Origin of the sequence: Moraxella sp. CTOTU48717 (genome assembly GCF_032057165.1) — a bacterium.
GTDB lineage: Bacteria > Pseudomonadota > Gammaproteobacteria > Pseudomonadales > Moraxellaceae > Faucicola > Faucicola tetraodonis.
The window spans coordinates 1-25,764 of sequence record NZ_DAMBBC010000017.1; the positions used below are offsets into that span (position 1 = coordinate 1).

The following is a 25,764-nucleotide window of genomic DNA, read 5'->3' on the forward strand; positions in this document are numbered from 1 at the left end:
ACTATCTCGTATTTTTTAGAATGGTGGTAGATGGGATGGTCGGATGCTTACCTTATATTCAAAAAAATAGAGAATTCTTAGATAAGAAATCGATTTTTCCAGCTGCATTTATTGCAGCAGCAACTGATACTAATAAAGAGCTTTCGATCCCAAGATATTTAACCACTCAGCAGAAAGTTGCAATTGCACAACAAGTCTTTGCAAATTTGCTTCTATCAGGGTCTGAAGGTGTTAGTAATACTGAAATCAATTCTGAGAGATTATTTCCCTTTTTAAATGCTATTGTAGTTAATGAGCATGTTAAGGAGATATTGGCAAGTCAATTGTTTAGACCAAGTGATAAATCTGATCATCATCAACCAGTGCACAAAATACTTGCTGAATATGGTGCAGCAGAATATCTGAGTCATAGATTAAAGGACTCTGTAAATCCCTTATCTATAAATCAACTACTAGCCATTATTGCACCCAATGGATTTGTAAGAGACGAATTGAGAGGAATGGTGGGATGGCTAGCCACAGTTGGAAATAAAAGTATTCAGGAAAGATTAATTGAATTAGATCCTTATGCAATAATTGCTAATGGTGATCCATCTCAATTATTAAACTCATCCAAAAAATTAATTTTTAAAAATTTAAAAGATTTATCTATTAGTGATCCTTACTTTAGAAGAGGTGATTTTTTTAGGTCTTCATTTAGTACTGTTGGCTTTTTTACCTTTGATATTATCGATGAAGTAAAAGTAGAGTTATTAGAAAATAAAAATAACTATTTTCGAAAGTTGCTTTTGGGCATGTTGGAGAGTTCAAACGAAGCTATTCACTTTAAAAACGAGCTTGAGGGGCTAGTTTTAGATGCACACGAAGATAGTAATGTAAGATTCGAAGCCAACGCTTGTATAGCTAATATGAAAGATTACAGTGTTATAGAGACTTTAAATTCCTTAATGATTGAGTTGTCTACTACTTCGTTGCATATGATAACTTATACTTTAACGAGAAAGGGTATTGAGAAATTCGACGATCAATTTCTTGAAAAATTATTTTTCTGCTTTATACAGCTTTACACGCCTAACAATTTTGTTAATACAAAATTTACTAGAATAATCGGTGAACGCTATTTTGTTAATGAGTTTATAAAACAACTTCCTATTTATAAAGTTATCTATTTGCTTGATCAACTAACAAATAAATTACTTTGCACTAAGAGCACCGAATCTATACTGAATGAGTCTCTTTATGCTCAAAGTAAAGTTATAGGTTATCTCCTTGATCAATATTTCACTGTAAATAATGGTTTATTTGATGCAGAAAAAATTTGGTATTGGATAAGGAATTTACGATTTGAAAACTCTATTTTAATCGAAAGCAGTGCATCTGTAAAATTCCTAAAAAATAATAATCAACTAAGGCAGCAAGTTTTTAAAATCGCATTTAATAGGATAACCGATCCTGATCATATACATGACTTATGGATTAGCAATTTTTCCGTCAAAGGTCACTCTGGCTTGACGATAACTTATGAGGATTGGCAGTTTTTTACCGATTATGCTTATGAAAGTGATAATCATAATCTATGGCGAAGACTCATTCCTTATCATAGTAGGTTTGATAGTGAAAATCATAAAAGACGGCATTATATGAGGCAGCAAGCAAAAAATAAATCAAATTTTATGCTAGCTTGGTCAGCCTTCCATTTCAGACCAAATAGAGTTAGTGAATATTATAAGTATGAGAAAAAACACAAGCGTTATGAAAAGCGTTGTAAAAATTGGCAAGAAATAGTTTTTCAAAGAAATAGACGATATATTAACGAAAACCGTCAAATTATTGAAAATGGAGAGCAATTAAATTGTCTAAAAAAATTTGCGAATTTGGTATTACATCATCCTAGTGAAATTAGCACACAGATTGGTGATGAAAATCTTGTGAGAAATTCACTATATAATGCTTTGTCTACAATAGATGGTTTACTCAACGATGATGGGAAATTTAAACCGTTAGATAAGAATGAAAATTATCATTCGTTGGTAGAAATTATTACTGCGTGCATTCATGAAAGGTTTAGAAAAAATGGAGATTTAAATAATATAAGTAGAAAGCTGTTAATTAACTACCGTTTAAATACTCATTTTTCCTATTCAGGAATAAATTTTTTAGAAAAGAAATCTATTATTGAGGAAGTTGATAAAATATTATTTAAAGATACTGAAAGTGCTGAAATTTTTATACGTGAGGTTGTTGAGTTTGAGTTGGAATCAAGAAGCGAATATTCACGAGTAGAGTGGCTTGAAATTTATGAGGTATTCCAATCTTTTATCCCGAAACTACCTTTAGAGTGGTTAAAAAAGTTTCCTGAAACTAATATTCGTTCTTTATCTGAATTATTTAATAAAGCGTATCATGAATCAACGATTCAAGAGCTATCTGGCTTCGTAAAAGAATATACAGATAATCTTTTGTTAAAGTATCCAAAAGAAACTGAAGATACAGGATTTGAAAAGCGTAGAGTATTTTGGTTAATTAGAGCCTTCTACTTAATAGAGGATAATGATGTCTATTGGGACTGGCTTAAGGAAGATGAGGATAATATTTTTGAGTTTGAGATTCTTTCAGATACTTGGAATAGAGGTGGCGATGGTAAATGGTCAGCTTTGAATGCTATCAGGATTGAGAAAATTTTAAACCATTATTTAACTAAGTGGGAAAAAATAGATTTACCTAATAGTTGGGGTACTGATAGTCCAAAAGAAGAAAGGGCATATAGGTTTTTGCAAGATTTAGTTTATCAAATAAAAGATGATAAATCTGATGATAGTGTGAAAGTTATAGAAAGATTATTGCTTAGCCCATTATTTAATGAGTTTTATGCTACCTTAAAAAGCCAATTAGCAGAGAAAAAACGCTTTAAGGCATTCGAAAATTTTAAAGCTCCCACTTCTGAAGCTATTACTGACTTTTTCCAGACTAATACGATTCTTACAGTTGAACATTTAAGGGCACTTATCAAAGATGAAATTGAAGTTTATCAAAAAGATTTGAATGGGGGCGATACAACTACAAAACGTATCTTCTATGAGAATAATAAGCATAAGAATGAAGTGGATTGTGCTCTCATTATTGCAGAAAGATTACGATTACGGCTTGAGCCCAAAAGCATAATCGTTACGCCAGAGCACCAAATGCATGAAGCTAGGCGTGCAGATATTACTTTTACCAAAATGGATGAGAAACGTCAGCTTTTAGTGATGGAAATTAAAGGACAATGGCATCCTGAGCTATTTAATGCTATGTCAAACCAATTATTCGAAAGTTACTCTATACATCCTGATGCTTATGAACAAGGCATATATCTAGTTTTATGGTTTGGTTCTAGTGTGAAAATAGCAAATAGAAGCTCTAAGGATATCGAGATGCCAGAGCAACTCCTCACGAAATTAAATAATCAACTACCTGATAGATTGAAGGGCAAGGTCGATATTCTCGTCCTTGATTTAAGTATACAAGTTTATTAGCTTTAATCTTTCTAAGAATATGAAAATTAACTTTATAGTCTAAATTTTTAACATCAATACCAATTTCGAAGGTAATATTCAAAAATCTGTGTTATTCCACTAAACTATTTGAAATAGAAGGAATGACAATATGAAAGTATAGACAGATATCTTGATCAAAACCTTAGTAGCAACTATTAAATTAGCAGTGGGCAGCTTTGAGCTAGAAACCCCCCGTGACCGCAGTAGTTAGATTTTTATCATTATTTTTATAAAAGGCACTATCAGATAATGGGAAGTTTCGATACCACGATATTGATGCTTTTCATACCAACTCATATCTTGTTGATAGAAGAGAGTGGTAGTAAAGCCTACTAGTTCAATATTCATATTGCCTAATTTAGTTGTTAAATTGCTTGAAAACTGGCAAATAAGCTGATTACGGGGAGAATAAAAACCTGATGTCACTTTATGCTTATTCCAATCTTTGATAATAAATCGACTAAATACAGCATTTGATTTGCCCCAGCCATCTTTAACAAAAACCTGAGTGACAAACTCTCGTCCTTCTTCATTGACCAAGGCTTTTGGTGTCAATACGATTTCTTCGAGTTGCAAGAATCGGTGAAAGCATAAATAATCTGGCTTACTGACTGTTGGTATTTCAAGTTTATGACCTTGGTTAGCCAACAAATCAGCTAATATTTGATGATTATTTTGTTGATGTTGCAAGACAGTAAGTGATTGCTTGGGTCGTGTTAGAGCAACATACAAGGGTCTGATTGTATCTTGGCTATTTTCTTGGTTTCGAGTGTACTTACTCACTTGGTCAATCACATAGATATGGTCAAATTCCATGCCCTTGGCACTGTGGTAACTGAGCAAGTAAACTGCTTTTTCACTGTCATATTGGGTTACTTCAAGGCGTTGTAAAACTTGTTCGTAGGTAACATTAGCTAAATCTGTGATACTACCTAAAATAGCCTGCCATGCCTTATCCAAAGCGGTTAAGTGCTTTTCTTTTCGCCAATTTTCTAAAAACGTGGTCACTTGTCCATCAATTATCGCCAAGCGTTCATTATCTAAGAACTGGTACAAAGCCTGTCCGATAAAGCTATTTAAGGGAATTAATTGCTCGCTTTCATTATAGCGTTGGCTGTTAATGCCTAAAATTTCTAGATAATGCTGTATCGCATCAAAGTCTCGCCATTGTGGGGCTAAAATGGCGATGCTAGGTTTATGCTCTAAACTGTCGAATTCAGCCAGTTTGGCTTGAATATCGTGGGCGACCCAGCTTGCCATATCAATGCCTTTTGGCTGATAAAATATGCCATAGCGAATCGGTAATTCTGGGTGAATATGAGTGGGCTTGATGCTATTATCAGCATCTTTTAACCGTTCTTCATTGGGCAATGACTGACTAATAAAGTCATTGGCAAGATTCACGATATTATCGGCACTGCGATAATTATTGAGCAGATAATATTTTTGTGAAACGTCAATATGATAGTTTTGTTCAAACTGCTGAATAAACTTGATACTTGCCCCACGAAACGCATATAAATTCTGGTCATCATCACCCACGACCATTAGATAACCACGCTGTTCATAGTTGACTGACGATCGGTTGTCATTGATATCGTCTTCAGTTTCCGCTTCTTGTAAGTCAGCTAATAAACCAATTAACTCGTATTGGTACTCGTCGATATCTTGGAATTCATCAACCATGATGTACTGAAAATACTGGGGGGATTCTTTAAGTTGGGCAATCGCTTGCTCGATAAGCCATTGGTAGCGGGCATTATTTCTGCGTTTATCGTCACTTTTTTCTTCATTTAAATGATCAATCCGAGAACAAATTTCATCCAATTGTTCATTGGTGGCATCTTTTTCTGACAGTCCTGTGATTTGTCTAGCCAAGGCATGGAAAGTCAAAATCGTCACGCCATTGGCATTATTTCCTACTAGAGCCTTTAGGCGGTCTCGCAATTCACACACCGCCAAACGGTTATAAGCCAAAATCAAAATTTTCTCAGGCTTAATTTCTTCAATCATTAACAGATGGGCGACCCGATGCACAACCACCGTGGTTTTGCCTGAACCAGGCCCTGCCAAAATCATCGATGCACGGCTTTTATCTTCAATGATTTGCTTTTGTACTTCGCTTAAATAGCTGGGTAAAATCAGTTTTTTATAATCTTTGAGATAGGGGCGAGTGACATCGGTTTCTTTGGGTATATATTGCTTAATCACATCGGATAACGGTTTTCTAAAGTAGTCTTCCATCAGTGAGCGTTTGGTATCTATGTCGCTACCCAGCCAATGATTTAACACATGGATTCGCATACAACGGTCAGTATAATGCTTTTGTAAGTAATCATAGGCTTGTTTATCGTAGCGACTTGGAGTTTTTTTACCATTAACAAACTGTCTAAAATTTTCGCCAATAAAGAAAATCGCATTGGCATCATCGTCAAGCCGTGATAGCTCAATGATGCCCAGTTTTTGTAGTTGTTCAAGTTGTTGCAAAATAACTATTGGTGAGCGGTTAAACTGCTCGGCAATATCGTCCAACGAGAAATTTTCGCCAACTTCTTTCCCCTTTCCATCAAGCTTGGCAAAAATATACTCATCCAGCAATCGGGCAAATTGATTAAATTGCTGTTCAGCAAGATTTAGCCAATTATGCCAGTTGTCACTGAGCTGCTCAGTTGCCAGTTGCTCTTTGGTCTCGGCGGTCGAGCTGACCGTAAAATACTGGCGTGAATGATGGCGTGTGGCAATGATATTTAACGCTCGTAACATTGGAAAAATGTCTTTAGCTGTGCGGAACTGATACTGATGAGACACAAGCCAATTATCTAGAGCTCTGCTGTCAAAACGCTCAAACCCTTCCACATTATTTATCTCTTGATAATGTGTTTGAAAAAAATCGCTCGCAATAAACGCTTTTAGGGCATCAAGCATACGCTTTTTCTTGTTAAACTCGCTTTTTAAATGTCTGACGGTATAGTTTAGGCGAATATTGACCACGATTTCCCATTGAGCAAACCCTAGTTTGACCAGTTGACGAAGTAAATTTAGCAATTGCTTGACCGAATAACCTAACGCTACCGCAAGTTCGGGCAGATGATAACGAGTGGGCTGTTTTTCAGCGGTTTTATAAATACTGGTTTGGGTCGGTAGGTTATCGTTAATTTGCTGCAATTGGTTATATAGTTTAAGTAGTTTACTATTATGGTCTACTGTGGGGCTTTGCAATAATTTAATGGTAATAAAAGCAGGTTGCTGTTCTTTTTCAATCAGCAAGCCATAGCGTTCTAATGCCAATAAAGCCACACGGATTTGGGTGTTAAGCTGCTCCACATCATCGTCAATGCCCAAAATTGGCAATAGTAAATTGCCTGCAAACCATTGATCACTAGGCTGTCTGCTCAGAATTGGTCTGATTTGTTCCCAACAGTTTTTTAAGGTGTCTGTATTGGGAATGCGAGAATTACGTTCTTGTTGAAACTGATTTTCGATGTCGCTATTGTCCCACAACATATAAGCGTGGGCGTGTTCATGTGATTTTCTTGCTCCACGCCCGATTTCTTGCACGTACGACTCAAGATTGTTTGGCACCCCACTATGGATAACGGTATGAATCCCTGCTTTATCAATACCCATCCCAAAGGCATTGGTACAAACAACCACATCCAATTCATTGTTTTTGAACTGTTGTAAGATTTGCTTTTTCTGTGATTCATCCAGTTTGCCATGATAGGCGACGGCTTTGAGATTTTGTTCGGCAAAGTGTTTAGCGTATTCTTCACAGACTTTGCGGTTTCGCAGGTAAACAAGGGCAATGCCTTGCTCTGGATGTTCAGGATGTTTTTGTTCATACCAGGCTTGACGTTCACGCAAGATTTGATAAATTCTGGTCATGCGGTTGTCTTTTGGCACTTGTTCAAAGTGTGGCGTGATATTCTCTCGCCAAATTTTTAGGCTTTCAATAGGTGTACCATACTGCACCAAAGGCTTATTATCGGTTAAAGCCACCAGTTTATTGACCAATTCTTTATCCAAATCTTCTTTGACACGGCTCGATGCCGTAGCGGTCACCAGGCTAACTTTTGGAGCAATAAACTCGTAATCTTTGACAGGCTCATTGACAGTTTGGGTAATATCTTCTGCTAACAAATCAAATTGGTTGTCGTTTTTACTGGGCTTTTGTGTCATCGCCTCAATGCTTGACTGTACCTTTTGAGCGATATCCGGATTGTAACAAGCAACAATATGATCAGCAATTCGCAAAAAGTCAGGACGAAAATCAGTACCCCATTGACTTAAAGTATGGGCTTCATCCAGTACCCAAAATGCAGGCGGGCGATTTTTAAACAATTGACGAATGCTGTGAGTTCGCAAGCGTTCTGGGCTTAAATATAGGATGTCAATATCACCTTGCCACACGCCTGTGATAATGTTTTTTTGCGTTTCGGGCGTTTGTCCTGATGTCAGATAGGCGATACGGCTTTCATAGTTAGGTAGTTGGGTATGAAGATTAATGACTTGGTCTTCAATCAAGGCTTTGAGCGGTGAAATAACGACCGTGAGTTGGCGTTGATACTTGCTAAAAATCAACGCAGGTAATTGGAAAGTTAGGCTTTTCCCGCCCCCTGTTGGCAAAATCCCCAATGGAATATCTTGATTGGCAAGGGTAGCTTTGACAATCTGCATTTGACCATCACGCAGTTTGTCAAACCCAAAAAATTCTTGGCATTGGCTGTTAATCCAATCCTCATTCGGCTCATGAATTTGCCAAAAAGTTTCTTCGGCTTGCTGAAAGCTTATTTTGTAAACAGGGTGCTTGCTAATCCATACAGGACGGCGAGCTTGGGGTTTGGCAAAGTAGCGAAGCCAATTAACAAAACACGCCAAACCTAAATACTGCCAAGGATTAATGTTTTCTTTTGGTGTGATTTTTTGCTGTTTGAGTGTATCACAAGCTTGCTTTAGCAAGGCAATAAGCTCATATTGATTGCCTTCGGGCATTTCGCTCGTGATATTATCCCAGTCAAAGATACAGTCATTATCGACATAAAAATACGATTTACTGGATAATTGCTCAAGATTTGGCAGTAGTTGATGGTATAAAAACTGACTATCCAAAGTTAGATTAGCCCATGCTGTCAGGCAAAGCTCAAAGATGATACGACTTTCAACACAGTCGAGCACAGGATTGTTATAGGCAGTATTGGCTTTATAAAGTTTGGCTAACGCATGGGTCGGCTGATGTGGAATCAACAGGCAACTAAGAATAAGCGTATCCCATGTTTTGGCTTGCCATTGAGTCAACGTGATATCAGTGATATTCAAATCCTCAATACCGGTAAAAAAGTCTACTAATTTTGGCAGATCAAACTCAATTAAATTATGTCCACCCAAATAATGAGCCGTCTGAAAAATCTCAAAAAGCTGGCTTGCATTGTTATTAAACAACGTTTCATCAAATTGCCAATACAAATCATCAGCGATAACTGCTCCATCAAGCAGTTTTTGAGTGTCTGGATCAATTTCTAGGTCAAGCCATACGATAGTATCTTTATTTAATTTAATCTGGTCTAAAATGGCTTGGATGTCGCTTACAGCTGTTAAGCTTTCAAAAAAGTCGCTAAGATTTGATTGTAGATACTCACCGAGTCCTGCAATAGGACTAGGTTCTTTAGGAGGCTGTGAAACAGGTTCAATAAATTCTAAATCAGTCGTCATGGGCTTCATTTATTCAAAGTATTGAATATTAAACTTATATCTGCTATTTATAGCATAGCAGATATAATGCTAGATATTTTAATAATTATTGGTTGTAATGAATTGCTATGGATAACTTTTTAATTATTGGTCATAAGGAAATATCATGAAGTTTGTGTTGCATGAAGCACATGGCCCATTATCTGATATGGAAGAGATGAGAGCGTTATATGAAAATCTGGTTTATTCTGACTTTCTACTCTATCAGTATCGAGAAGGCAACTTTACGCTTGATACACTTATAGACATGATAGCTCTACCAAATATAGCAATCACGGAAGAAGCGATTGACCAATTTAGTAAAAATAGTATTCAGGTAAACAATCTATTTAAAAATTGGTTTTTACAACTTGGCTTTTTTGAAGATGAAAAACTTTATCAACGAATTAATAGTCTCGATAAAATCATATTAAGTGCTAAGTATGGTAAGCCTTTTGCTTATCGCTATGAAAGCCTTGTACCAATTGAAAATTTGGTGCTCAATAGTAAAAGAAATTTTTGGCAACATTTTTACGGCATTGTCGGGTCATATCATCATAAAGAAAGCTTGGAGCGAAGAGATCATGCTAAGAGAAAATTGATTGAAGAAAAACGAGCTGAAGCCAAAGAAATTGAGCCAATTCACTCGTATAACAAATTTATTGAGTTTCTCTGTCCTGAGTTGAATGGACGGATTTTATTTTGGGGAGAGTATAATAAGGCTCTTCACAACGCTAAACCTGAGGAACTAGCTACTTTTTTTAATTGGATAAATTTCTATCGAGAATTCATAAGCAATTCTCCAAAAATAGACTTTGAAAATATTGCTCAACATGAAAAATTGGCTTTAGCTTTATTAAAAGAATACGCTCAATCCTACTTTTCACTTTTATCATCCAAGCATTGGAAAGTTATTCTTGTATTCTTAAGAAAATATCCATCAAATGAAAGAAAGATTATCGAAATTGCAGGAGCATTTCAGAATGATACTAAAAATAATGAAGCAATCAGAGATTTTGAACTACTGACTGTGTTTTTCGATGCCGATAAATATCTGCTTCATGCAATATATAATGGTCACTTATCTTATGATTTGAGCGTTGTCGATAAAAAAACATATGAGAAATGGGAATTAGCGAATGCAACCTATTTAGATTACTTTGCAAAAGTCATAGCTTTGGCTGAAGAATCTCGTAATACCTATAATGTTATAAACATTAAGACATTAGAAAATATTTTCTCTGAAAGACTACGCCATAATTTTTACCCTGTAAGCAAAAACATGGTCGATGAATGGATTGAAAAAAGATTAAATTACGAACGTTACCTAAACGTAGAATATATAATCAAGGAAATTTCTCAATTTATCTTTGACAATGAAAGTTTTCTAAAAACTCGCTCAGATAACATATAATGACTATGAATGTTATTAAATATTATAAGAGTTATCAGCACGCTTTGTGCATTGAGAATACTTGCTTTAGAGCCTAGTAAATGTACAAATTGTTGAAGTTAGATGTACAAGTTATTGAAATTATATGTACGGATTATTGAATTAAGATGTACAGATTATTGGTATAGATGTACAAATTATTGAATTGAAAACTTGGTTACCTTTTGTAACCGATGTCACTTAAGGTCACTTACGATTTCATGCTTTTTTTGTCCATTCTTATAATTAAGCGAAATGCTTAATAACGAGTGGTATGATGGCAGAGTCAAATTTTTACTGTAAGAGTAGTGATACAATCATGATTACCAAATCCAATACCTTAGTCGAAGCCGGCTATGACTTGACGATGGCAGAACATGATTTAATGACGCTTGCTATCAACAAAATCCATAAACTACAATCGGGTGGTAAGCAAGTGATGATTACTGCCAAGCAGTTCGCTGCCGCTAATCAAGTCAGTGACATTTACGCTTATAAAACGCTTAAAGATACCGCAAAAACACTGGGTGAAAAAAAACTAAAATTCACGCTTTATCGTGACCTTTCAATCATATCTGACAAAGAAGAAGATAAATTATCAGTGCTTAAACCTCCTCATAATAACTTTACAACACTTCGTGCGGAGTACAATTGGCTACAGGGTATCTCCTACCAAGACCAACAAGGCTACCTGCTGCTGCATTTTTCTGACCCATTGGCATTTCTAATTGAACATACGGGTAAAGCATACACCAAATACGACTATGTCAAAACCGTAGCTTTCACAGGAGCAAGTAGTAAAAGAATCTATGAGTTAATCACCAAATGGCAAAAACTGGGTAGTACCCCTGAGATGTCTATCTTTGAGTGGAAAGATTTATTTGGCGTGGCTGACAAGTACCCGAAGGTCGCTGAATTCAGACGGCGAGTGCTAGACCCTGCTATTGAGCAAATTAACAAGCAAGGCGATTTTAAACTTGAGATCGCCCCAATCAAGGCAGGTCGCAACATCACTCACTTTCGTATCGATATTAGCGTTAAAAAGAAGACCGATACAGCGGAAAATAGCGAGTCGAGCGTCAAAATGCTTCACCTTTTAACAGCTTCACAAGCCAGTACCTTTGCAGTCAAGCTTGCCAATGATACAAATTTTGGCAGTAAATTTGCTCGATCTGGTGAATCAATGAATACCTTCATCAGTCGGATTTCTCAAGAATTACAGCGAGAGCAGGACAAGGTGACGTTATACATGCCGTACTTGTCAAAGCTTGGATTTAAATGCTAACCCATGTTTTAAACTTTACTCTGAAGCTTGTTCATCAGGCACGTATTCAAAAATTTCCCCCATTGTAACGCCCAAAAAATCACACAATTTATCTATCGTATCAAAATCGATTTGTGTTGATTCGTCTTTATAAATCTTATGCAACGTGGTTTTGCTAATGCCTGTCTGCCTTACCACATCTGCTACACGCAATTTTCTTTCAGCCAATAATAACGGCAAGCGATTATTTATCATCATTCACCTCTGGCTCTTTTAGAGCATCTTCTGCGTCATTAGGGATATGGTCAAACAGTTCATCTACACTCACTTCTAAAAACGCACATAGCTTATCAATCGTCTCAAATTCTATTCTCGTTGATTGCTCATTATAAATTTTATGCAAGGTCGTTTTGCTAATGCCTGTTTCTCGGACGGCATCTGCGACTTTAAGCCTTCTTTCAGCTAATAGAAGTGGCAATTTACATTTAATCATAAAAAAGTACCATAAGAGTTGTAAAAAGTACTTGCTCAATTATAAAATTATGATAAAGTATATCTCAGATAGAAAAAATCCTATCTCAATTATACTTTTTACAAGGAGTCTATTATGACAACACAAACGTATCTTACCACAGAAGAGCTTTCTGAGCGTATCAAATACAATCCTCGCACGATTCGTACTCGCTTAAAAGACAGTGTACTTATCGAAAATATTCACTACATCCGCCCCTTTGGTGGTCGCAAAATTCTATATGTTTGGGAGCGTATCGAAGAAGATATGTGCAAACCTGCCATGAGCCTAATCAACGGCATGGCGCTACAATAAGGAGTAATGAAATGGCATCAATAAGAGCTAGGCATGGCGTATTGGTGGTGGATTTTCGCTACCACAATATTCGTTGCCGTGAAAAAACCAACTTAACCGATACCCCTGCCAACCGCAAAGCCTTGGCAAAGATTATCGAAAAGATGGAAGCAGAGATCACATTGGGGATTTTTGATTATGCGGCTTACTTTCCCAAGAGCGAAAAAATTGAGCAAATGAAACAGCTTGATGACCGAGTGGAAGCTTGTGTCAGTCGTAAGCCTACGTTTAAAGATTTTTCCAAGACGTGGTTTGAAGAAAAACAAGTGGAATGGCAACCTGCCTACCAACAAAAGATACAGATAATTTTGGACAACTACCTGGTTCCGTATTTTGGACAAAAGACTTTACCCAGTATTAAAAAATCAGACTTGCTTGACTTCCGTACCTCGCTCGCCAAAGTTCGTTACGGTAAAAATAGCCAAGCCAGTCTGTCGGTAGCACGAATTAATCAAATTATGATACCTCTGCGTATGATACTACAAGAGGGTAGTGACCGCTATGAATTTGATACCCCGTTTAAAGGCATTAAAAACTTAAAAGAGCAGAAGCCTGATGTTCATCCGTTTACGTTGGATGAAGTGTGGATTTTTCTTAATCATGTTCGCCATGACTATAAGCCGTATTATACGACACGCTTTTTCACGGGCATGCGAAGTAGTGAGATTGATGGGCTTAAATGGGAGTGTGTGGATTTCGACCGCAGAGAAATTAAAGTGCGTAGTGCCATCGTTGATGGCATTGAAGGTCCAACTAAAACCTATGGTTCTAATCGTGAAATTGCTATGTCACAGTTGGTCTATGATGCCCTACAAGAACAAAAACGCTATACCTTTGGTAAATCAGACTATGTGTTTTGCAATTCACAAGGTAATCCACTAGAGCATCGTAATGTCAATCGTCGTGTTTGGACACCCACGTTAAAGCTATTGGGGCTCAAACATCGTAGAGCGTATCAGACTCGGCATACCGCTGCTACCCTTTGGCTTGCAGCAGGGGAGAATCCTGAATGGATTGCTCGGCAAATGGGGCATAGTAGCACTGAGATGCTGTTTCGCGTGTATAGCCGATATGTGCCTGATGTAACACGTCAAGATGGTTCAGCAATTGATAGTTTATTGCTAGCCAGTAAACAATTAGCGGCTGAACAAACAAAAAATCGACTTCATTATAATGCAGAACAGGATAACTAAGATGAAAAATGCAAACCAACTATTACAGCAATTACTTGGACAAAAAAATGATTATGTGAGTGCTGAAGCATTGCATCTGAGCAATGAATTAATCAAAGAATTTCATATCATGCCAACCAAGGACCTGGCAGAATTTTTGGAGATTGAGTTGGATGTGAATGACCAAAAGGCGGTGCGTATTTGGACACAGCGTCAGCTACATCGCATTGACCCAGATGAAACTGCTAATGAGCGTTATCGGCAGTTACGCCATCTTTTTGATAAGCAGTTTCCAGAATCGATGTTAGGAGGCTACCATGAGTGATAAAGAGCTAACAAGCTACAATATAATATATGATCCTGTCTTGACACCAAAGCAGGTCAAGGCATGTCATTTCTATCTGACCCCAAATTTCGATGAAGATTGTAAGCCAAGTCATATCGTCTATGTGAATATGGTCTGTGACATGTATGACATGACATCCGATGAGTTGGCTTGGGCATTGAGTAAATTGCGGTTATATAGCAACGATATTACTTGTATTCACTGTGGTATAAAATATCTGCTCAATGAACCGATACAATATCATCAAATGCCTAGCGACTGGGAAAATTGGGAATGTGTTGTCTGTCGTGCATTTTTAAAGAAGCCTATGCAATTTGATCAAATGATTGATTCCTATCCTGTTAATAAAGACGATTGGGAAGATGACGATGCTGACGCTATAGAGTCCTTTTGAAAAAAGTTCCTAATTGACACCGACCTGACAAAAAAGCCACTAAGTTTTTAGTGGCTTTTTTCTGTAACATCGCATGTTAACCCCTATAAGCTTACCTAGAATAATTTCAGCTAAAATATAGGTCGGGGTATGCTATAGTAAATCAAAAGCCTACCGCATGGATGTCACATGAATTTTGTCGATGTTGAACCCACCTTAGAGAATTACTGGCGAGCCATTATCTTATTTGGTAAAAATTCTGCTTCGTACAAATTTGCTCTCGCTAAAAGTTTGATTGATGTCAGCCTTGAGCGAAAATCGGATTTAATCACCCTTGATGATCTAGCCTTGCCATATGCCTTACACCTTGCCGAGCATCTTAAACACAGCCCCAAACAAACTACGGGTAGAACGGGTAAATTTATTCAAGCCTGTCAAGATTTTAACGCAGGTTTAATCGATGAAAATAGACTGCGAGATATAACGACCAAAGAAGGCTTTAAATATGTGCTCAACGCGTTTCACGTAGTCAATACCAAAGCCGTGACTGAGCGATTTTATGACGTGGTGAATGAAGAATTTTTTATTGATGAGCGTAGATACAACAAAGGCATTCGCTTAACTGATAATCTGTTTAAATTGTTTTATGTTTACGACAACTCAGCCCAAGACTTAAATCAAGAAACTGAATCGCGTTGGAATTTGGTTGAAAAAGCGTGGGAACTCAACATAAATAAAAATCTTATCGCAGTCGAGTTTGACCAAGACACCAAGCAACTTTTTACTCAAGATGCCAAGCACCGCAGAACCAATATTACAACGTCTCGTGGAGCACTAAATGGCTACCAAAAAAGCCGTTGTTTTTACTGTTTTAAAGAAATTAGTATTTCATCAGATGACGATTTGCTTGCTGACGTTGACCATTTTTTTCCACATTTACTAAAGCCAGATGTTGTCAACGCTGGGTGTTGTCGTCCTGTCAATATCGATGGCGTTTGGAATTTAGTATTGTCATGTGCCGAATGCAATCGAGGAGAAAGTGGCAAGTTTGCCCAAGTACCCAGTATTGAATTATTGAATCGCCTTCATACTCGTAATGAGTATTTAATCAGTAGTCACCATCCGCTTCGTGAAACGTTAATGATGCAAACAGGCGATAAAGTGGAAGACAGAGAGTATTTTTTAAAAAAATCCTATCGGTTCTCAAAAGAACGCTTAATTCACAACTGGCAACCCAAGCCACAAGGGATTAGTATTTTCTAATGAACACATTAAATTATTACCAAAATCATGCGAAAGATTTTTTCGAGCAAACTTTAAATGTAAATATGCAAAATATTTATCAGCTATTTTTAGAACATTTGCCAAAAACTCCTTTGCGCAATCAGCAAAAAATTTTGGACGTTGGCTGTGGCTCAGGGCGAGATAGTGTATTTTTTGCCAATCAGGGATTTGAAGTTGTCGCCATTGATGGCTCGCAAAATTTAATTGATTTAGCTAAGGAAACTGATACGCGTATTGACTGGCAATGTCTAAGATTTGATGAGATAGCGAAACAAAGCTGGCAAAATCATTTTACTGGTATTTGGGCATGTGCATCATTGCTGCATGTGCCTTTCGATGATTTATCCAAAATCTTAAACGAATTAATCACTTGTCTAACGCCCAATGGTGTCTTGTATGCCTCATTCAAATATGGTGATAGTGAACGAGAACAAGACGGGCGCTTTTTTTGTGATATGAATGAACAGCGTTGGCAATTGATCGAAAATCAGCTAGAGTTAGCCAAAACATTGAAAGTTTGGCAGACGGTTGATAATCGAGTGGATAGACAAGAAATTTGGTGGAATGTACTGCTCAAAATATACTAATCGCAAACAGTACTTTTGAGTAACCAAACCCTATCATCGAAATGACATAATAATGAACTAGAGTTATCTAATTTACCCAGTACGTTAATCATAGTTTATTACCTATTTTGAGGAAAGTTATGTCAACCATGTTAACCAAGACCAAGCTAACCCTGTTAGCCGTGGCCACAGCTAGCCTGTTAGCCGCCTGTAATAATGATAATAATTCTAACGTGTCTTTTGATAACCCAACTCCCAATACCAGTTATGAAACCTTACTTACCACTTTCAAAAATGGCACTGCGCTGCCAAGCAAAGTATTACTGACCACCAAAGACGCAGATGGCAAAACCGTCAACGTCTATCAAGGCGGCTATGGTTCAGACGCATTTGTTAATCCCGCGAATCCAACGCAGTTTTATGCCTTAACTGATCGTGGTCCCAATGCTGATGTGGTGAATGGCGACCCTAATCTGGATAAAGGGGAAGGCAAAGCTTTCCCTGTGCCTAGTTATACGCCTAATCTTGGCTTGTTCCAACTTGGCAATGACGGCAAAATCAGCTTAGTTAAAGTGATAGAGTTTAAACGCCCAGACGGTACCACCAAAGTCACTGGCTTGCCCAACCCAGTCAATGGGGCAACCAAAGAAGTCGCTTATATCCAAAACACCATGGATACTGCCTTTGACCGCTTAATGTTGGTTGACCAAACCAAGCCTTATGATGCGCTTACCAACCCTACCAAAACTGACCCGTATGGCTTTGACCCAGAAGGTTTAGCAGTGATGAAAGATGGGACCTTTTGGGTGAGTGATGAGTATGGCCCACACATCGTTCACTTTGATGCCACTGGTCGCGAGATTGCCCGTATCAATGCCTTTGACATCGGCGAAGGCGCCAGTACCTATAAAGTAAATGGTAAGCTGATTACCTTACCGGCTGAATTTAAAAAACGCCGCGCCAATCGCGGTATGGAAGGTTTAACGGTTACCCCTGACCAAAAATACTTGGTTGGTATCATGCAATCAGCTCTATATAACCCTGATAAAACCACCAAAAAATCGACCATGACCCGTATTGTGCGTATTGAATTGGCAACGGGTAATATCGAGCAATTTATTTACCAACAACAAAACACTGCTACCGACTCTAACTCAGGCATTGTCGCTATTGATAAAGACACGTTTTATGTCATCGAACGTGATGGCGAGCTGCCACAGCTTAATGCCGCAGCGATTAAAAAGGTATATAAAATTAGCCTAGCCGGTGCGACAAACCTAGAATCAATCACCAACACAGCCGATATCATGCAAGACCCAAGCCTTGGCTTACTAGTCGAAGGTAAAACATTGGAGCAGTTGACGCTTACTGCCGATGGCTGGAATGTGTTAGCAAGTAAAGGCATTCGCCCAGTGAGTAAAACCGAGTATCTCGATGCAGTGATGAAGCTAAACTACCCACATGATAAGCTTGAAGGTTTGCTCCTGTTCCCGAATGGTACATTGGGGCTGATCAATGATGACGACTTTGGCATCGCTGCGCACGTCAAAGACAGCAAAGACTTTATCACGCCAAAATACATCGACAAAGCCAACAGCGATATTGACAGCGATCGCTTGTATATCTACCGTCCCTAAAATTCTGCTCTTGATTGAAAAGGGCTTGGCATAAATTAGTGTGCCAAGCCTTTTTTAAATGTCACATTACCTGACGAATTCAATAACAAAACGAATCCGGAAAAAATCCCCATCTCGTGCAACACGATGGTGGCTTTGCCAATTAAGAGCAAAAACTTGAAACAGATTAAAACTTCATGATCATTAACCAATGTACGATATGTTTTATCATCACTGAATTGGGCTGTTTTTTGGTGGGCCTGCCTTTATCATTTGGGCGTATCATACTGATACTAAACCCGCTATAAATCGGCTTTTGGGTAATATCCCCTTTGAAGTCAGCAAATTTTTCATTAAATTTTTTGTTAGCGTGTTCCGTTTCTTTCTTATCGATCGGCATGGTAAAAGATTTTTCACCTGTTACCTCATTAACTACTGTGGTCGGTGTATATTTACAAATATTGATACGCCAATATTCGCTTGGAAGGATTTTTAATGCCGTTTCAAGATAGCCATAGAACTGCTTGGTTTCTTTGAATGGAAACCGAATTTCTGGTTTTGACGGAATGGTTTTTTCATAAAAAGTTTGTACAAATTCAGCGATTTCACGTTTGCCTGCTTTAGACTGGCACAATTTTTCAATATTATCAAAGCAAAGATTTGATAAAGCGATTTCTTGATGATAGTGCAATGGCGTTGGCGTAATAATCGGATGAGATGACAGTTGCTGACGTTTTTGACTGACAAATTTATAATTGGGTGAGCCGTCTTCATTTTTAATTAGTTTTAGGGCATTTTGATAAATTAGCATCGCGTCGCTAAAGTCAAAATTAAGCTGACTGGCAGTCGACAAATCCATGCCTGATTCCATATCACTCAGCATTTTTTCAATGCAAAGACGATTGTATTTACCAAAAATTGATGATTGCGGCGTATTTTCCAATGCGTCTGAAACGGTTGTTAAAACCGCGTCATTTTTTATAGTTACTTTAGCGTTATGGGCGAGCTTTTGGGTGGCAAGGGTATTGTTGATAAAGCTTCGAATATGCCAAAGATTAACGGCTTCATTATCAAAATCTACCGCGTCTTTGTGATATTGATTAAAGCTGCGTCTTGCCTTACCTGATAGTTTGATGACGGTCGCTAATGGTAATTGAATTTTGGCTTTTGATAGTTGATGATGGGCAATGATATCAGCGGTGTGAATATAAGAACTAAAGGTGGTGTTCAAATCGGCATGCCCGGCAAAGTCTTCCAATACTTGCCAAAAACTTGGGCTGACCTTTCTTTTTGGACCCAATGCAGACTGTCGAATAGCTTTCACCTGGTCACGACTATAATCGGTAAAATGCTCAATCACACTATAATCACAACGTAATATCATCGCCATATTTGAAATGGCATTGTGACGAAAGCTGTGCATACTGATGTCATGATAGCGGTTTTGTAAAATGGGGTCAGTTAAAATCCCACGAAACGGTAGCTCGACACTGTTTCTATCGATAGGCTGAGCATGGTGTGGTAGGGTAAATAAATACTGGGCATTTTGTCGTAATTTTTGATGAAAATATTTTGTGAATGCAGCCAGTTCAGTAGGCTGCAACAGCACATTGAGCATAAAACGGCGGGTCGAATCATCGGATTTTAAATCGCGCTGTGCATGTGGTCTTAAGACAATATTGTAATCAATAAACCCCTGATTATCATACTCAATATCTGAAAGCCTAATTGATAGCACTTCCATAAACCGCATCCCTGTGCGATACAATAGAATCAGTATCAGTTTTAGCACATCTCTTAGCTTGTCATTAATAGATGGATGGTTCTCTAGTTGCGTGAGCATATGCTGATATAGCTCGACAGGAATCAGACAGCTATTAACGACTAAGGGGTCTTTATCTCGATTTAATCTCAGATAGGGGGCGTTAAATTCTTTGACCAGTACGTCGTGCAAGGAGGCAATCACAGTTTGGGTATAGCCCATTTTTAAGGTGTTTTTTGTGCTTATAATTTTGTCATAAATAAATTTATATTCAAAATCTTGCCAACCAATAAAATCTGCATCACGGGTTTCTGCCAAAAAATCGTTACCAATTTCTGATAAATAGCGTCGTAAGGTGCTGGGTTTATTGCCTTTTTTAGTTAAATCTATGAGCCATTTTACTAAGCGTTGTTGGTTAGGCAATAACGGGCTTTCAGCGTAAAACCGCGCCAATTGACTTAGAATTTGACTTTTCTGACCATTTAAAATGTTGCGAATGACTTTAACAATATCATCCTTAAAATCGTCTTCTAGGCTAGGTATTTTAGCGCTGCTTTTTGAGGTCATAAGCCGATCAATCGCTATACCCGGCTCGTCGCTAGTGATGGTTAACGAAGCTTTGGTACGCGCATCTATTTTGATTGGGCTAAAATAGCGCAGCAGTTGCTCAAAGGTGATAGCAGTATGGCGTTGACGACCTACAAGGGTTTCAACCATTTGCTGGTCAATCTTCACATTGGGTAGGGTTTGCCAAAAAATATTGATATGAGTTAGGAAACGGGAATTTGCAAAATTATCGGCGTTAAACTTTTCTCCAACCAGGTCGCTCAGTCTGCGAATACATTCTGCATAACTGGGAAATTTGCTGCTTTCAGTAAAATGCGTATTGAAATACACCAGCCAAAGCCGACTGACATCATTTAAAAACACCCACCTTGAATAATATAATTGAACCTCATCAGGGTTGTCGTTATCTGGCCTGACAATACGATTGGCATACTCGGTTGACGTTAATTCAATCGGTAGTAATAGCTGCTCTTTACCGACGTGATAAATGGCTGTTTTGTCTTTTAATGCTTGATAGACAGCCTTTATGACCACCGCTTCGTTATAACCGCCAAAGACGATCTGGGAAAATAATAACCAAGTCACACTATCGAGTAGGGTAAAGCTATTCTTAACTTGCCAAATTTGTAGGGCATTATTAACGATTTGCTCGGCCGTTTCCAAATATAAAAAATTGTCTAGATCATTGGTATTAGCGGGACGTTTCGGTATGTCGGCTATAACAGGCGTTGGAAACGGTTTTAGGTTCGCTTGACTACGCTTTTTATTGATATGATTAAAAAATTTTAGGCGGTGAGCCATTGCAGCAGGTAGTTGAGTAGCCTTAAGCTGCTCATTGAATTGTTTTAAAATCCTATCATATAATTCATCAATGAGTTCATCTTTGACTTGGATTTTATAGCCTTCAGCGCTGTCAACTTTAAATTCATTTAGAAAGCTTTGCCATTCGCTTTCGCAAATTTCTTGGCTAATTTCAATCGCGTGTCTGTTGTCAGCTTTTCGAGCGATTTTAAGTGCTGCTTGTCGACGTTCATAACCAAATAAATCAGAATTGGGCATGCGTTGGTTTCCCATGTGTTTTTCAGCAATTTGACGGTTATGGATGATAAGTAATGCGTTTATTTTCGACCAATAAATCTATCAAATGTTGGTGTAAAAACAGTTTTTCTCGCCCAGCATCCACTTCTTGTAACACACCAAGTTCAACTAGCTTAGCTAGATAATTGCTAGCGGTTTGGCGTTTGGCGATTTGCTTATTTACCACTGTACCAATACGGATATACGGCTGTTCAAATATGGCATCGACAAGCTCTCGTGAATAAACATTGGGTGCTTTCGCTTTGATGTATTCACTGGTATCAACATGTAGCAAACGGATCGCCTCTATCTTGTGAATGGTCCATTCACACGTCTCAATAATGCCTTTAAGGATATATAAAACCCAGCTTATCCAGTCTTGGTCTTTGGTTACACCAAGTAGTAAGCGATAATAGTCTTCTTTAGTTTGAATGATATAACGGCTTAAATATAAAATCGGTAAGTTAAGCAAGTTTTCGTGCATCAAATATAGCATATTAAGGATTCGACCTGTACGCCCATTGCCGTCAGTAAAGGGGTGAATTGCTTCAAACTGATAATGGGCTATTGCCATTTTGATAAGCGGATCAAGCTCATCATGGTAGTGTAGAAACTGCTCCCAATTGGCGAGTTTTTCTCGAATGAATGTTTCACCTACAGGTGGTGTGTAAATAGTTTCACCCGTTACGCTATTAGTTAACGAGGTACCTGTGATCGAGCGAATATCAAGGTTGACACCTTTAATGGTTCGGCAGACTTCGATGGCTGTTTGGGTGCTAAAAGGTCGCTCTTTAATTGATGTGATACCTTGATATAAAGCATTACGATAACGCAAAGCCTCTTTTGTTGCATTATTGGCATTCTCAGATTGTTCAGCGTAGCGAAATAGCTCATCTGTGGTCGTGACAATATTCTCAATCTCACTACTATCTTTGGCTTCGAGTAGCGGAATAATATGAATCAAAATGCTGTCATTGGGTATCAGCATACTGGCTTGTTTGAGTTCAGCAAGTTTGGCTCGGGCTTCGATACATTGCTTTAATACCGCTTTGGTTTCAACGTCGATATTTGGGGGCAAATTTGGTAACTGGTTATAAGGTTGATTGGCTCGCCAAGTGACAGTATTACTTAAAATAGATGATGAAGTATTCATGTCGATTTTACACCTTAATTTGTACATATCAGCTTGATATGTCGATAGTATAAACATATCAGAATGGATATGTCGATTTTCATGATAAAAATCGACATATCGTATTTTAGTGTCGATCCTATCGACATGAAAACTGCTTATGTCGATTTCCTGATGGAATTTCGACATATATTCTATTGTTGTTGCTGGTGGTCTATCACCTAAATTCAACTAAACTCGCTTACTACATACCTTAATTCTTCCAATGAGCTATCACGCAATCTGCTGTAATTGGAGTTTTTGAGCTAAATCATCGTAGATATACCGAACCGCGATGATATCACCCACACTCATTGATGAATGTTTTTGCCAGGTTTCTTGTCCAAACATCTCATGCGCAAATAGGGCCGAAATAATGGCCTCATCAACTTGCTGCTCTAGCAAAAAACGTTGTCCAACATGGCGTGTCCAATCTGCTTTAAACTTAAAATGCTCTGCTAATTGTCTTTGAATAATGGCAGGTCGCATACTTTCCATGTTGCCTTTAGGATCTAGCCAATTAATTAAAGGACGTTTAGATTGTAGAATTTGCTCAATCTGCTGGGCTAACGTAGGATTTAATCGTCCAAACTTGGCAGAAAATACCGACAGAAAGCCCAAGTAATCTTGTATCGCCTGGACGAGAAAATCACAGATTGGTACTAAACGTTGGGCATTGGTGGTGGCACGTTCTTCCTTGTCTTGAATCCAAGCGATTTTTCGGCTTAGATTAAACTGCTTCAAAAAGCCAGGCGCGCCTTCCACCGCGCGAACAGAAGATAGAATTAGCGACACATGCCAAAGCCATAGGCTATAGGCATTAAATTTAGCAATGTAATGCGTCTGGGTAATAAGCTGTTTGTGTAAATGCTCAAAGAAGCGTTGTACCAATGAATATTCAGGCGTATTTTGGCTACCAATACGAAAATCAGCATCTGGCTTAGTGCTGAAATAACTTAAATCTAAACCACTACGTTGATTCAGCAGTTCAATCGCTTGTTGATAAACCTCGAAAAGTTGGATTTGGCTAAGAGAGGTATAAGATAAGTCAGCGCGCTTGCGAGCATTTCTGCCTGTAATAATACTAGCAATCTGTGTGGTCGTAATTTTTTGAATAAGCAAGGTATAAAGTGACTTTTCGATACGGGCTAAGCTGAGATATGGTAGATCCAATTCGTGACGTAAATCACCAATGACCGACTCAATCCATTGCGCCATCGGCTCACCTTTATATGCCAAAAAACTTGCTAACTCATCAGGTAGCGGTAATTTTATTGATGACAAGCGATTTGCTAGAACATTCTCGATACCTATCTGCCGAATACGCAGTGGGGTAATATCAAGCTTTATAAAAAAATCAAATTGTTGAGTTCGATTACTAACATCAACAATCTTTTTCTCATTATTATTAATATCAACGGATAACTGTTGGATCGAATAACCGGTGTGTAACGAAAGCAGTAAATAAGCCACAGCGCGCTTTTTATCTCTATCGATGTCTGCTTGATGAAAATACTGCCAGAGCTTACTACAAACATTTTGTATTACAAAAGGTGGTAAATGACGAATGTTGATCAGACTAAATAGCTCATTACGGTTAGCGTGGGAAACTTTCGCCTTCGTTCGAAGCTGAATTTGTTTTGGGGAAAATTTTTCGGTTGCTTTTAGGCTACGTTGCTCAAGAACGACGTAAGTAGGCAAATTATTATCAAGCCGCTCTCGCAGTGCATCGATATCGTTCTGCGTTGATTCAATCTCTCTGACTTCTACCAATTTATCGGTATCATCATCAATATCATTGACAGGCAACGTTTGGGTATAGCTCTCGTCAACCTTAGGTTTTGCTTGGCTCTTTCTACCTTGAATTTTTCGAGTAATGGGTTGTCGGTGATGATAGGGAAAGTCAAGCGTACGATAAATTGACTTTAGTTTTGATAAATTTGGGTGATTAGCGTTTTCGAAAATTTGTAGTTGTTGATGAACGTTTAAATAGGTTTGCTCTAGTGTATCTGCCTGCCAATTTTGATAGCAGTTTTGCCAGAGGGATTGATAACTTGAATGAGGTTGTAGCCATTTCCTCGCTTCAATCGCAGTTTCAGTGATTCGCCGAGTCAGCTTGTGATTAGCAAAATACAGTAAAAGGTGGCAAAGCTTAGATATCCATTGCCACTCCAATGATGGATTTTTTATATCAAATGGTGCGAGAACATAGCTACTAGCAAGAAATGCTTTAACTTCATAACCCTCCTTCGTAGTTTTGCCTTTGTAACTTTCAAAAATCTCTTTTAACTGTTTAGGTTCCAATATGACATTCGATTTATCCGTAATATCAAAACCAACAAATGAAGAATCAGTAATAGATGCAACCGTCAGAAAAAAGTCTCGTAACGACTGCACATACTCGTCATCGTGCTTTGGCAATAGGACAGCAATTAATTTATCAATATCCATCTAGAACCTCTTGAATTAGTTGGGAAAATAATGGAAAAGTATATTGCCGATGCTCTCGTTGTAACTTGGCTTGATAATCATAATGATGACGTTCTAACTGCAAATCATCTAAAACTTTTTCAATTGTCATATCACCCCCAAATAGTTCTTCAGCAATTTTTTTTGGCATATATTGCTTAAGCTCATTAAAAATTTTGGGATTGATAGGCTTAAGTGCATAAAAATCAGCTTTTAAAGATGCCCAAGCCCTTCTTTCAATGTCGATATTTGACAAAGGAAGTGGTCTAATTGTTACATTGGTGGCATCATTGACTAGCACCACTTCAGCAAAGTTATCAAAAAAATAAAATCTGTCATCATCTTTTATTACGTCAAATATCAAGGGTTTATGCGAATTTTGGTGAGCAGAAGGAGTAGGGAAGTTTTCACAGTAAATTTGAAAGGCTTTAGCTACCAAAGGATGGACAACAAAATTTTCAGTCGTTACAGACAGAGTTTTGGTGGTGATTCTGTGAGTTATTTTTGATGTGTTTTTTGCCATTTCCCTATCTCCCT

General features: G+C 37.9%; 17 protein-coding genes. 10 read left to right on the plus strand and 7 right to left on the minus strand.

All coding sequences use genetic code 11. The features are described from left to right. The first annotated feature begins 35 nt into the window (after positions 1–35). Entirely contained in the window at positions 36–3,515 is a 3,480-nt protein-coding gene (locus tag RT084_RS09875; protein ID WP_313099676.1) for a hypothetical protein, read from the plus strand. Positions 3,516–3,743: 228 nt separating this feature from the next. On the opposite strand, the gene RT084_RS09880 is transcribed toward RT084_RS09875, so the two are convergent. Then, positions 3,744–9,245, minus strand: coding sequence for a UvrD-helicase domain-containing protein (locus tag RT084_RS09880; protein WP_188875649.1), 5,502 nt, complete (start codon positions 9,243–9,245; stop codon positions 3,744–3,746). Positions 9,246–9,390: 145 nt separating this feature from the next. Here RT084_RS09880 and RT084_RS09885 point away from each other — a divergent pair, with 145 nt between their 5' ends. Both RT084_RS09885 and RT084_RS09890 read left to right on the plus strand, forming a co-directional pair. After that, positions 9,391–10,677, plus strand: a complete 1,287-nt coding sequence (locus tag RT084_RS09885) for a hypothetical protein (protein ID WP_188875648.1) — start codon at positions 9,391–9,393, stop codon at positions 10,675–10,677. A 337-nt stretch (positions 10,678–11,014) separates the two neighbouring features. Then, a complete protein-coding gene (locus tag RT084_RS09890) occupies positions 11,015–11,980 on the plus strand; it encodes a RepB family plasmid replication initiator protein (RefSeq protein ID WP_313099681.1) in 966 nt (321 codons plus the stop codon). A 15-nt stretch (positions 11,981–11,995) separates the two neighbouring features. Here the strand turns inward: RT084_RS09890 and RT084_RS09895 are convergent, their stop codons facing one another. Together RT084_RS09895 and RT084_RS09900 are read right to left on the minus strand one after the other, a co-directional pair. Beyond that, a complete protein-coding gene (locus tag RT084_RS09895; protein WP_188875652.1) occupies positions 11,996–12,214 on the minus strand; it encodes a helix-turn-helix domain-containing protein in 219 nt (72 codons plus the stop codon). Continuing rightward, positions 12,204–12,452 (minus strand): helix-turn-helix domain-containing protein, encoded by a 249-nt coding sequence (locus tag RT084_RS09900; RefSeq protein ID WP_188875646.1) that lies wholly within the window; start codon positions 12,450–12,452, stop codon positions 12,204–12,206. The genes RT084_RS09895 and RT084_RS09900 overlap by 11 nt, the downstream gene beginning before the upstream one ends. Before the next feature lie 114 nt (positions 12,453–12,566). On the opposite strand from RT084_RS09900, the gene RT084_RS09905 reads away from it, so the two are divergent. The 7 genes from RT084_RS09905 to RT084_RS09935 all read left to right on the plus strand — a co-directional run bounded on the left by RT084_RS09905 (position 12,567) and on the right by RT084_RS09935 (position 18,202). Next, positions 12,567–12,785, plus strand: coding sequence for a hypothetical protein (locus tag RT084_RS09905; protein ID WP_188875645.1), 219 nt, complete (start codon positions 12,567–12,569; stop codon positions 12,783–12,785). 11 nt (positions 12,786–12,796) lie between these two features. Further along, complete coding sequence (locus RT084_RS09910) at positions 12,797–14,017, plus strand: tyrosine-type recombinase/integrase (RefSeq protein WP_188875644.1); 1,221 nt, start codon at positions 12,797–12,799, stop codon at positions 14,015–14,017. Between the two features lies 1 nt (position 14,018). After that, the gene (locus tag RT084_RS09915; RefSeq protein WP_188875643.1) at positions 14,019–14,321 is read left to right on the plus strand and encodes a hypothetical protein; all 303 of its coding nucleotides are present in this window, start codon (positions 14,019–14,021) and stop codon (positions 14,319–14,321) included. Beyond that, positions 14,314–14,736 (plus strand): hypothetical protein, encoded by a 423-nt coding sequence (locus RT084_RS09920; protein ID WP_188875642.1) that lies wholly within the window; start codon positions 14,314–14,316, stop codon positions 14,734–14,736. The genes RT084_RS09915 and RT084_RS09920 overlap by 8 nt, the downstream gene beginning before the upstream one ends. Positions 14,737–14,904: 168 nt before the next feature. Further along, positions 14,905–15,978 carry an HNH endonuclease family protein gene (locus RT084_RS09925; protein WP_188875641.1) on the plus strand — a complete coding sequence of 358 codons (1,074 nt, stop codon included), beginning with the start codon at positions 14,905–14,907 and terminating at the stop codon, positions 15,976–15,978. Further along, positions 15,978–16,586: a class I SAM-dependent methyltransferase gene (locus RT084_RS09930; protein WP_188875640.1), complete on the plus strand. Its 609-nt coding sequence runs from the start codon at positions 15,978–15,980 to the stop codon at positions 16,584–16,586. Before RT084_RS09925 ends, RT084_RS09930 begins: the two co-directional genes overlap by 1 nt. A gap of 119 nt (positions 16,587–16,705) precedes the next feature. Next, positions 16,706–18,202, plus strand: a complete 1,497-nt coding sequence (locus tag RT084_RS09935) for an esterase-like activity of phytase family protein (RefSeq protein WP_286190480.1) — start codon at positions 16,706–16,708, stop codon at positions 18,200–18,202. A 166-nt stretch (positions 18,203–18,368) separates the two neighbouring features. On the opposite strand, the gene RT084_RS09940 is transcribed toward RT084_RS09935, so the two are convergent. The 4 genes from RT084_RS09940 to RT084_RS09955 form a co-directional block, all read right to left on the minus strand. After that, positions 18,369–21,569 carry a site-specific integrase gene (locus RT084_RS09940; RefSeq protein ID WP_188875639.1) on the minus strand — a complete coding sequence of 1,067 codons (3,201 nt, stop codon included), beginning with the start codon at positions 21,567–21,569 and terminating at the stop codon, positions 18,369–18,371. Positions 21,570–21,606: 37 nt separating this feature from the next. Continuing rightward, the gene (gene fic, locus RT084_RS09945; RefSeq protein ID WP_188875638.1) at positions 21,607–22,740 is read right to left on the minus strand and encodes a protein adenylyltransferase Fic; all 1,134 of its coding nucleotides are present in this window, start codon (positions 22,738–22,740) and stop codon (positions 21,607–21,609) included. Positions 22,741–22,992: 252 nt separating this feature from the next. After that, positions 22,993–25,209, minus strand: a complete 2,217-nt coding sequence (locus RT084_RS09950; RefSeq protein WP_188875637.1) for a hypothetical protein — start codon at positions 25,207–25,209, stop codon at positions 22,993–22,995. Then, a complete protein-coding gene (locus RT084_RS09955; RefSeq protein ID WP_188875636.1) occupies positions 25,199–25,750 on the minus strand; it encodes a hypothetical protein in 552 nt (183 codons plus the stop codon). The genes RT084_RS09950 and RT084_RS09955 overlap by 11 nt, the downstream gene beginning before the upstream one ends. Positions 25,751–25,764 lie beyond the last annotated feature (14 nt).

Coding starts and splice junctions, on each gene's coding strand:
- RT084_RS09950 (WP_188875637.1), bottom strand. CDS start 25,209: ATGGATATTGATAAATTAATTGCTGTCCTATTGCCAAAGCACGATGAC.
- RT084_RS09940 (WP_188875639.1), bottom strand. CDS start 21,569: ATGCCCAATTCTGATTTATTTGGTTATGAACGTCGACAAGCAGCACTT.
- RT084_RS09900 (WP_188875646.1), bottom strand. CDS start 12,452: ATGATTAAATGTAAATTGCCACTTCTATTAGCTGAAAGAAGGCTTAAA.
- RT084_RS09890 (WP_313099681.1), top strand. CDS start 11,015: ATGATTACCAAATCCAATACCTTAGTCGAAGCCGGCTATGACTTGACG.
- RT084_RS09915 (WP_188875643.1), top strand. CDS start 14,019: ATGAAAAATGCAAACCAACTATTACAGCAATTACTTGGACAAAAAAAT.
- RT084_RS09895 (WP_188875652.1), bottom strand. CDS start 12,214: ATGATAAATAATCGCTTGCCGTTATTATTGGCTGAAAGAAAATTGCGT.
- fic (WP_188875638.1), bottom strand. CDS start 22,740: ATGAATACTTCATCATCTATTTTAAGTAATACTGTCACTTGGCGAGCC.
- RT084_RS09875 (WP_313099676.1), top strand. CDS start 36: ATGGTCGGATGCTTACCTTATATTCAAAAAAATAGAGAATTCTTAGAT.
- RT084_RS09885 (WP_188875648.1), top strand. CDS start 9,391: ATGAAGTTTGTGTTGCATGAAGCACATGGCCCATTATCTGATATGGAA.
- RT084_RS09930 (WP_188875640.1), top strand. CDS start 15,978: ATGAACACATTAAATTATTACCAAAATCATGCGAAAGATTTTTTCGAG.
- RT084_RS09925 (WP_188875641.1), top strand. CDS start 14,905: ATGAATTTTGTCGATGTTGAACCCACCTTAGAGAATTACTGGCGAGCC.
- RT084_RS09920 (WP_188875642.1), top strand. CDS start 14,314: ATGAGTGATAAAGAGCTAACAAGCTACAATATAATATATGATCCTGTC.
- RT084_RS09880 (WP_188875649.1), bottom strand. CDS start 9,245: ATGACGACTGATTTAGAATTTATTGAACCTGTTTCACAGCCTCCTAAA.
- RT084_RS09935 (WP_286190480.1), top strand. CDS start 16,706: ATGTCAACCATGTTAACCAAGACCAAGCTAACCCTGTTAGCCGTGGCC.
- RT084_RS09910 (WP_188875644.1), top strand. CDS start 12,797: ATGGCATCAATAAGAGCTAGGCATGGCGTATTGGTGGTGGATTTTCGC.
- RT084_RS09955 (WP_188875636.1), bottom strand. CDS start 25,750: ATGGCAAAAAACACATCAAAAATAACTCACAGAATCACCACCAAAACT.
- RT084_RS09905 (WP_188875645.1), top strand. CDS start 12,567: ATGACAACACAAACGTATCTTACCACAGAAGAGCTTTCTGAGCGTATC.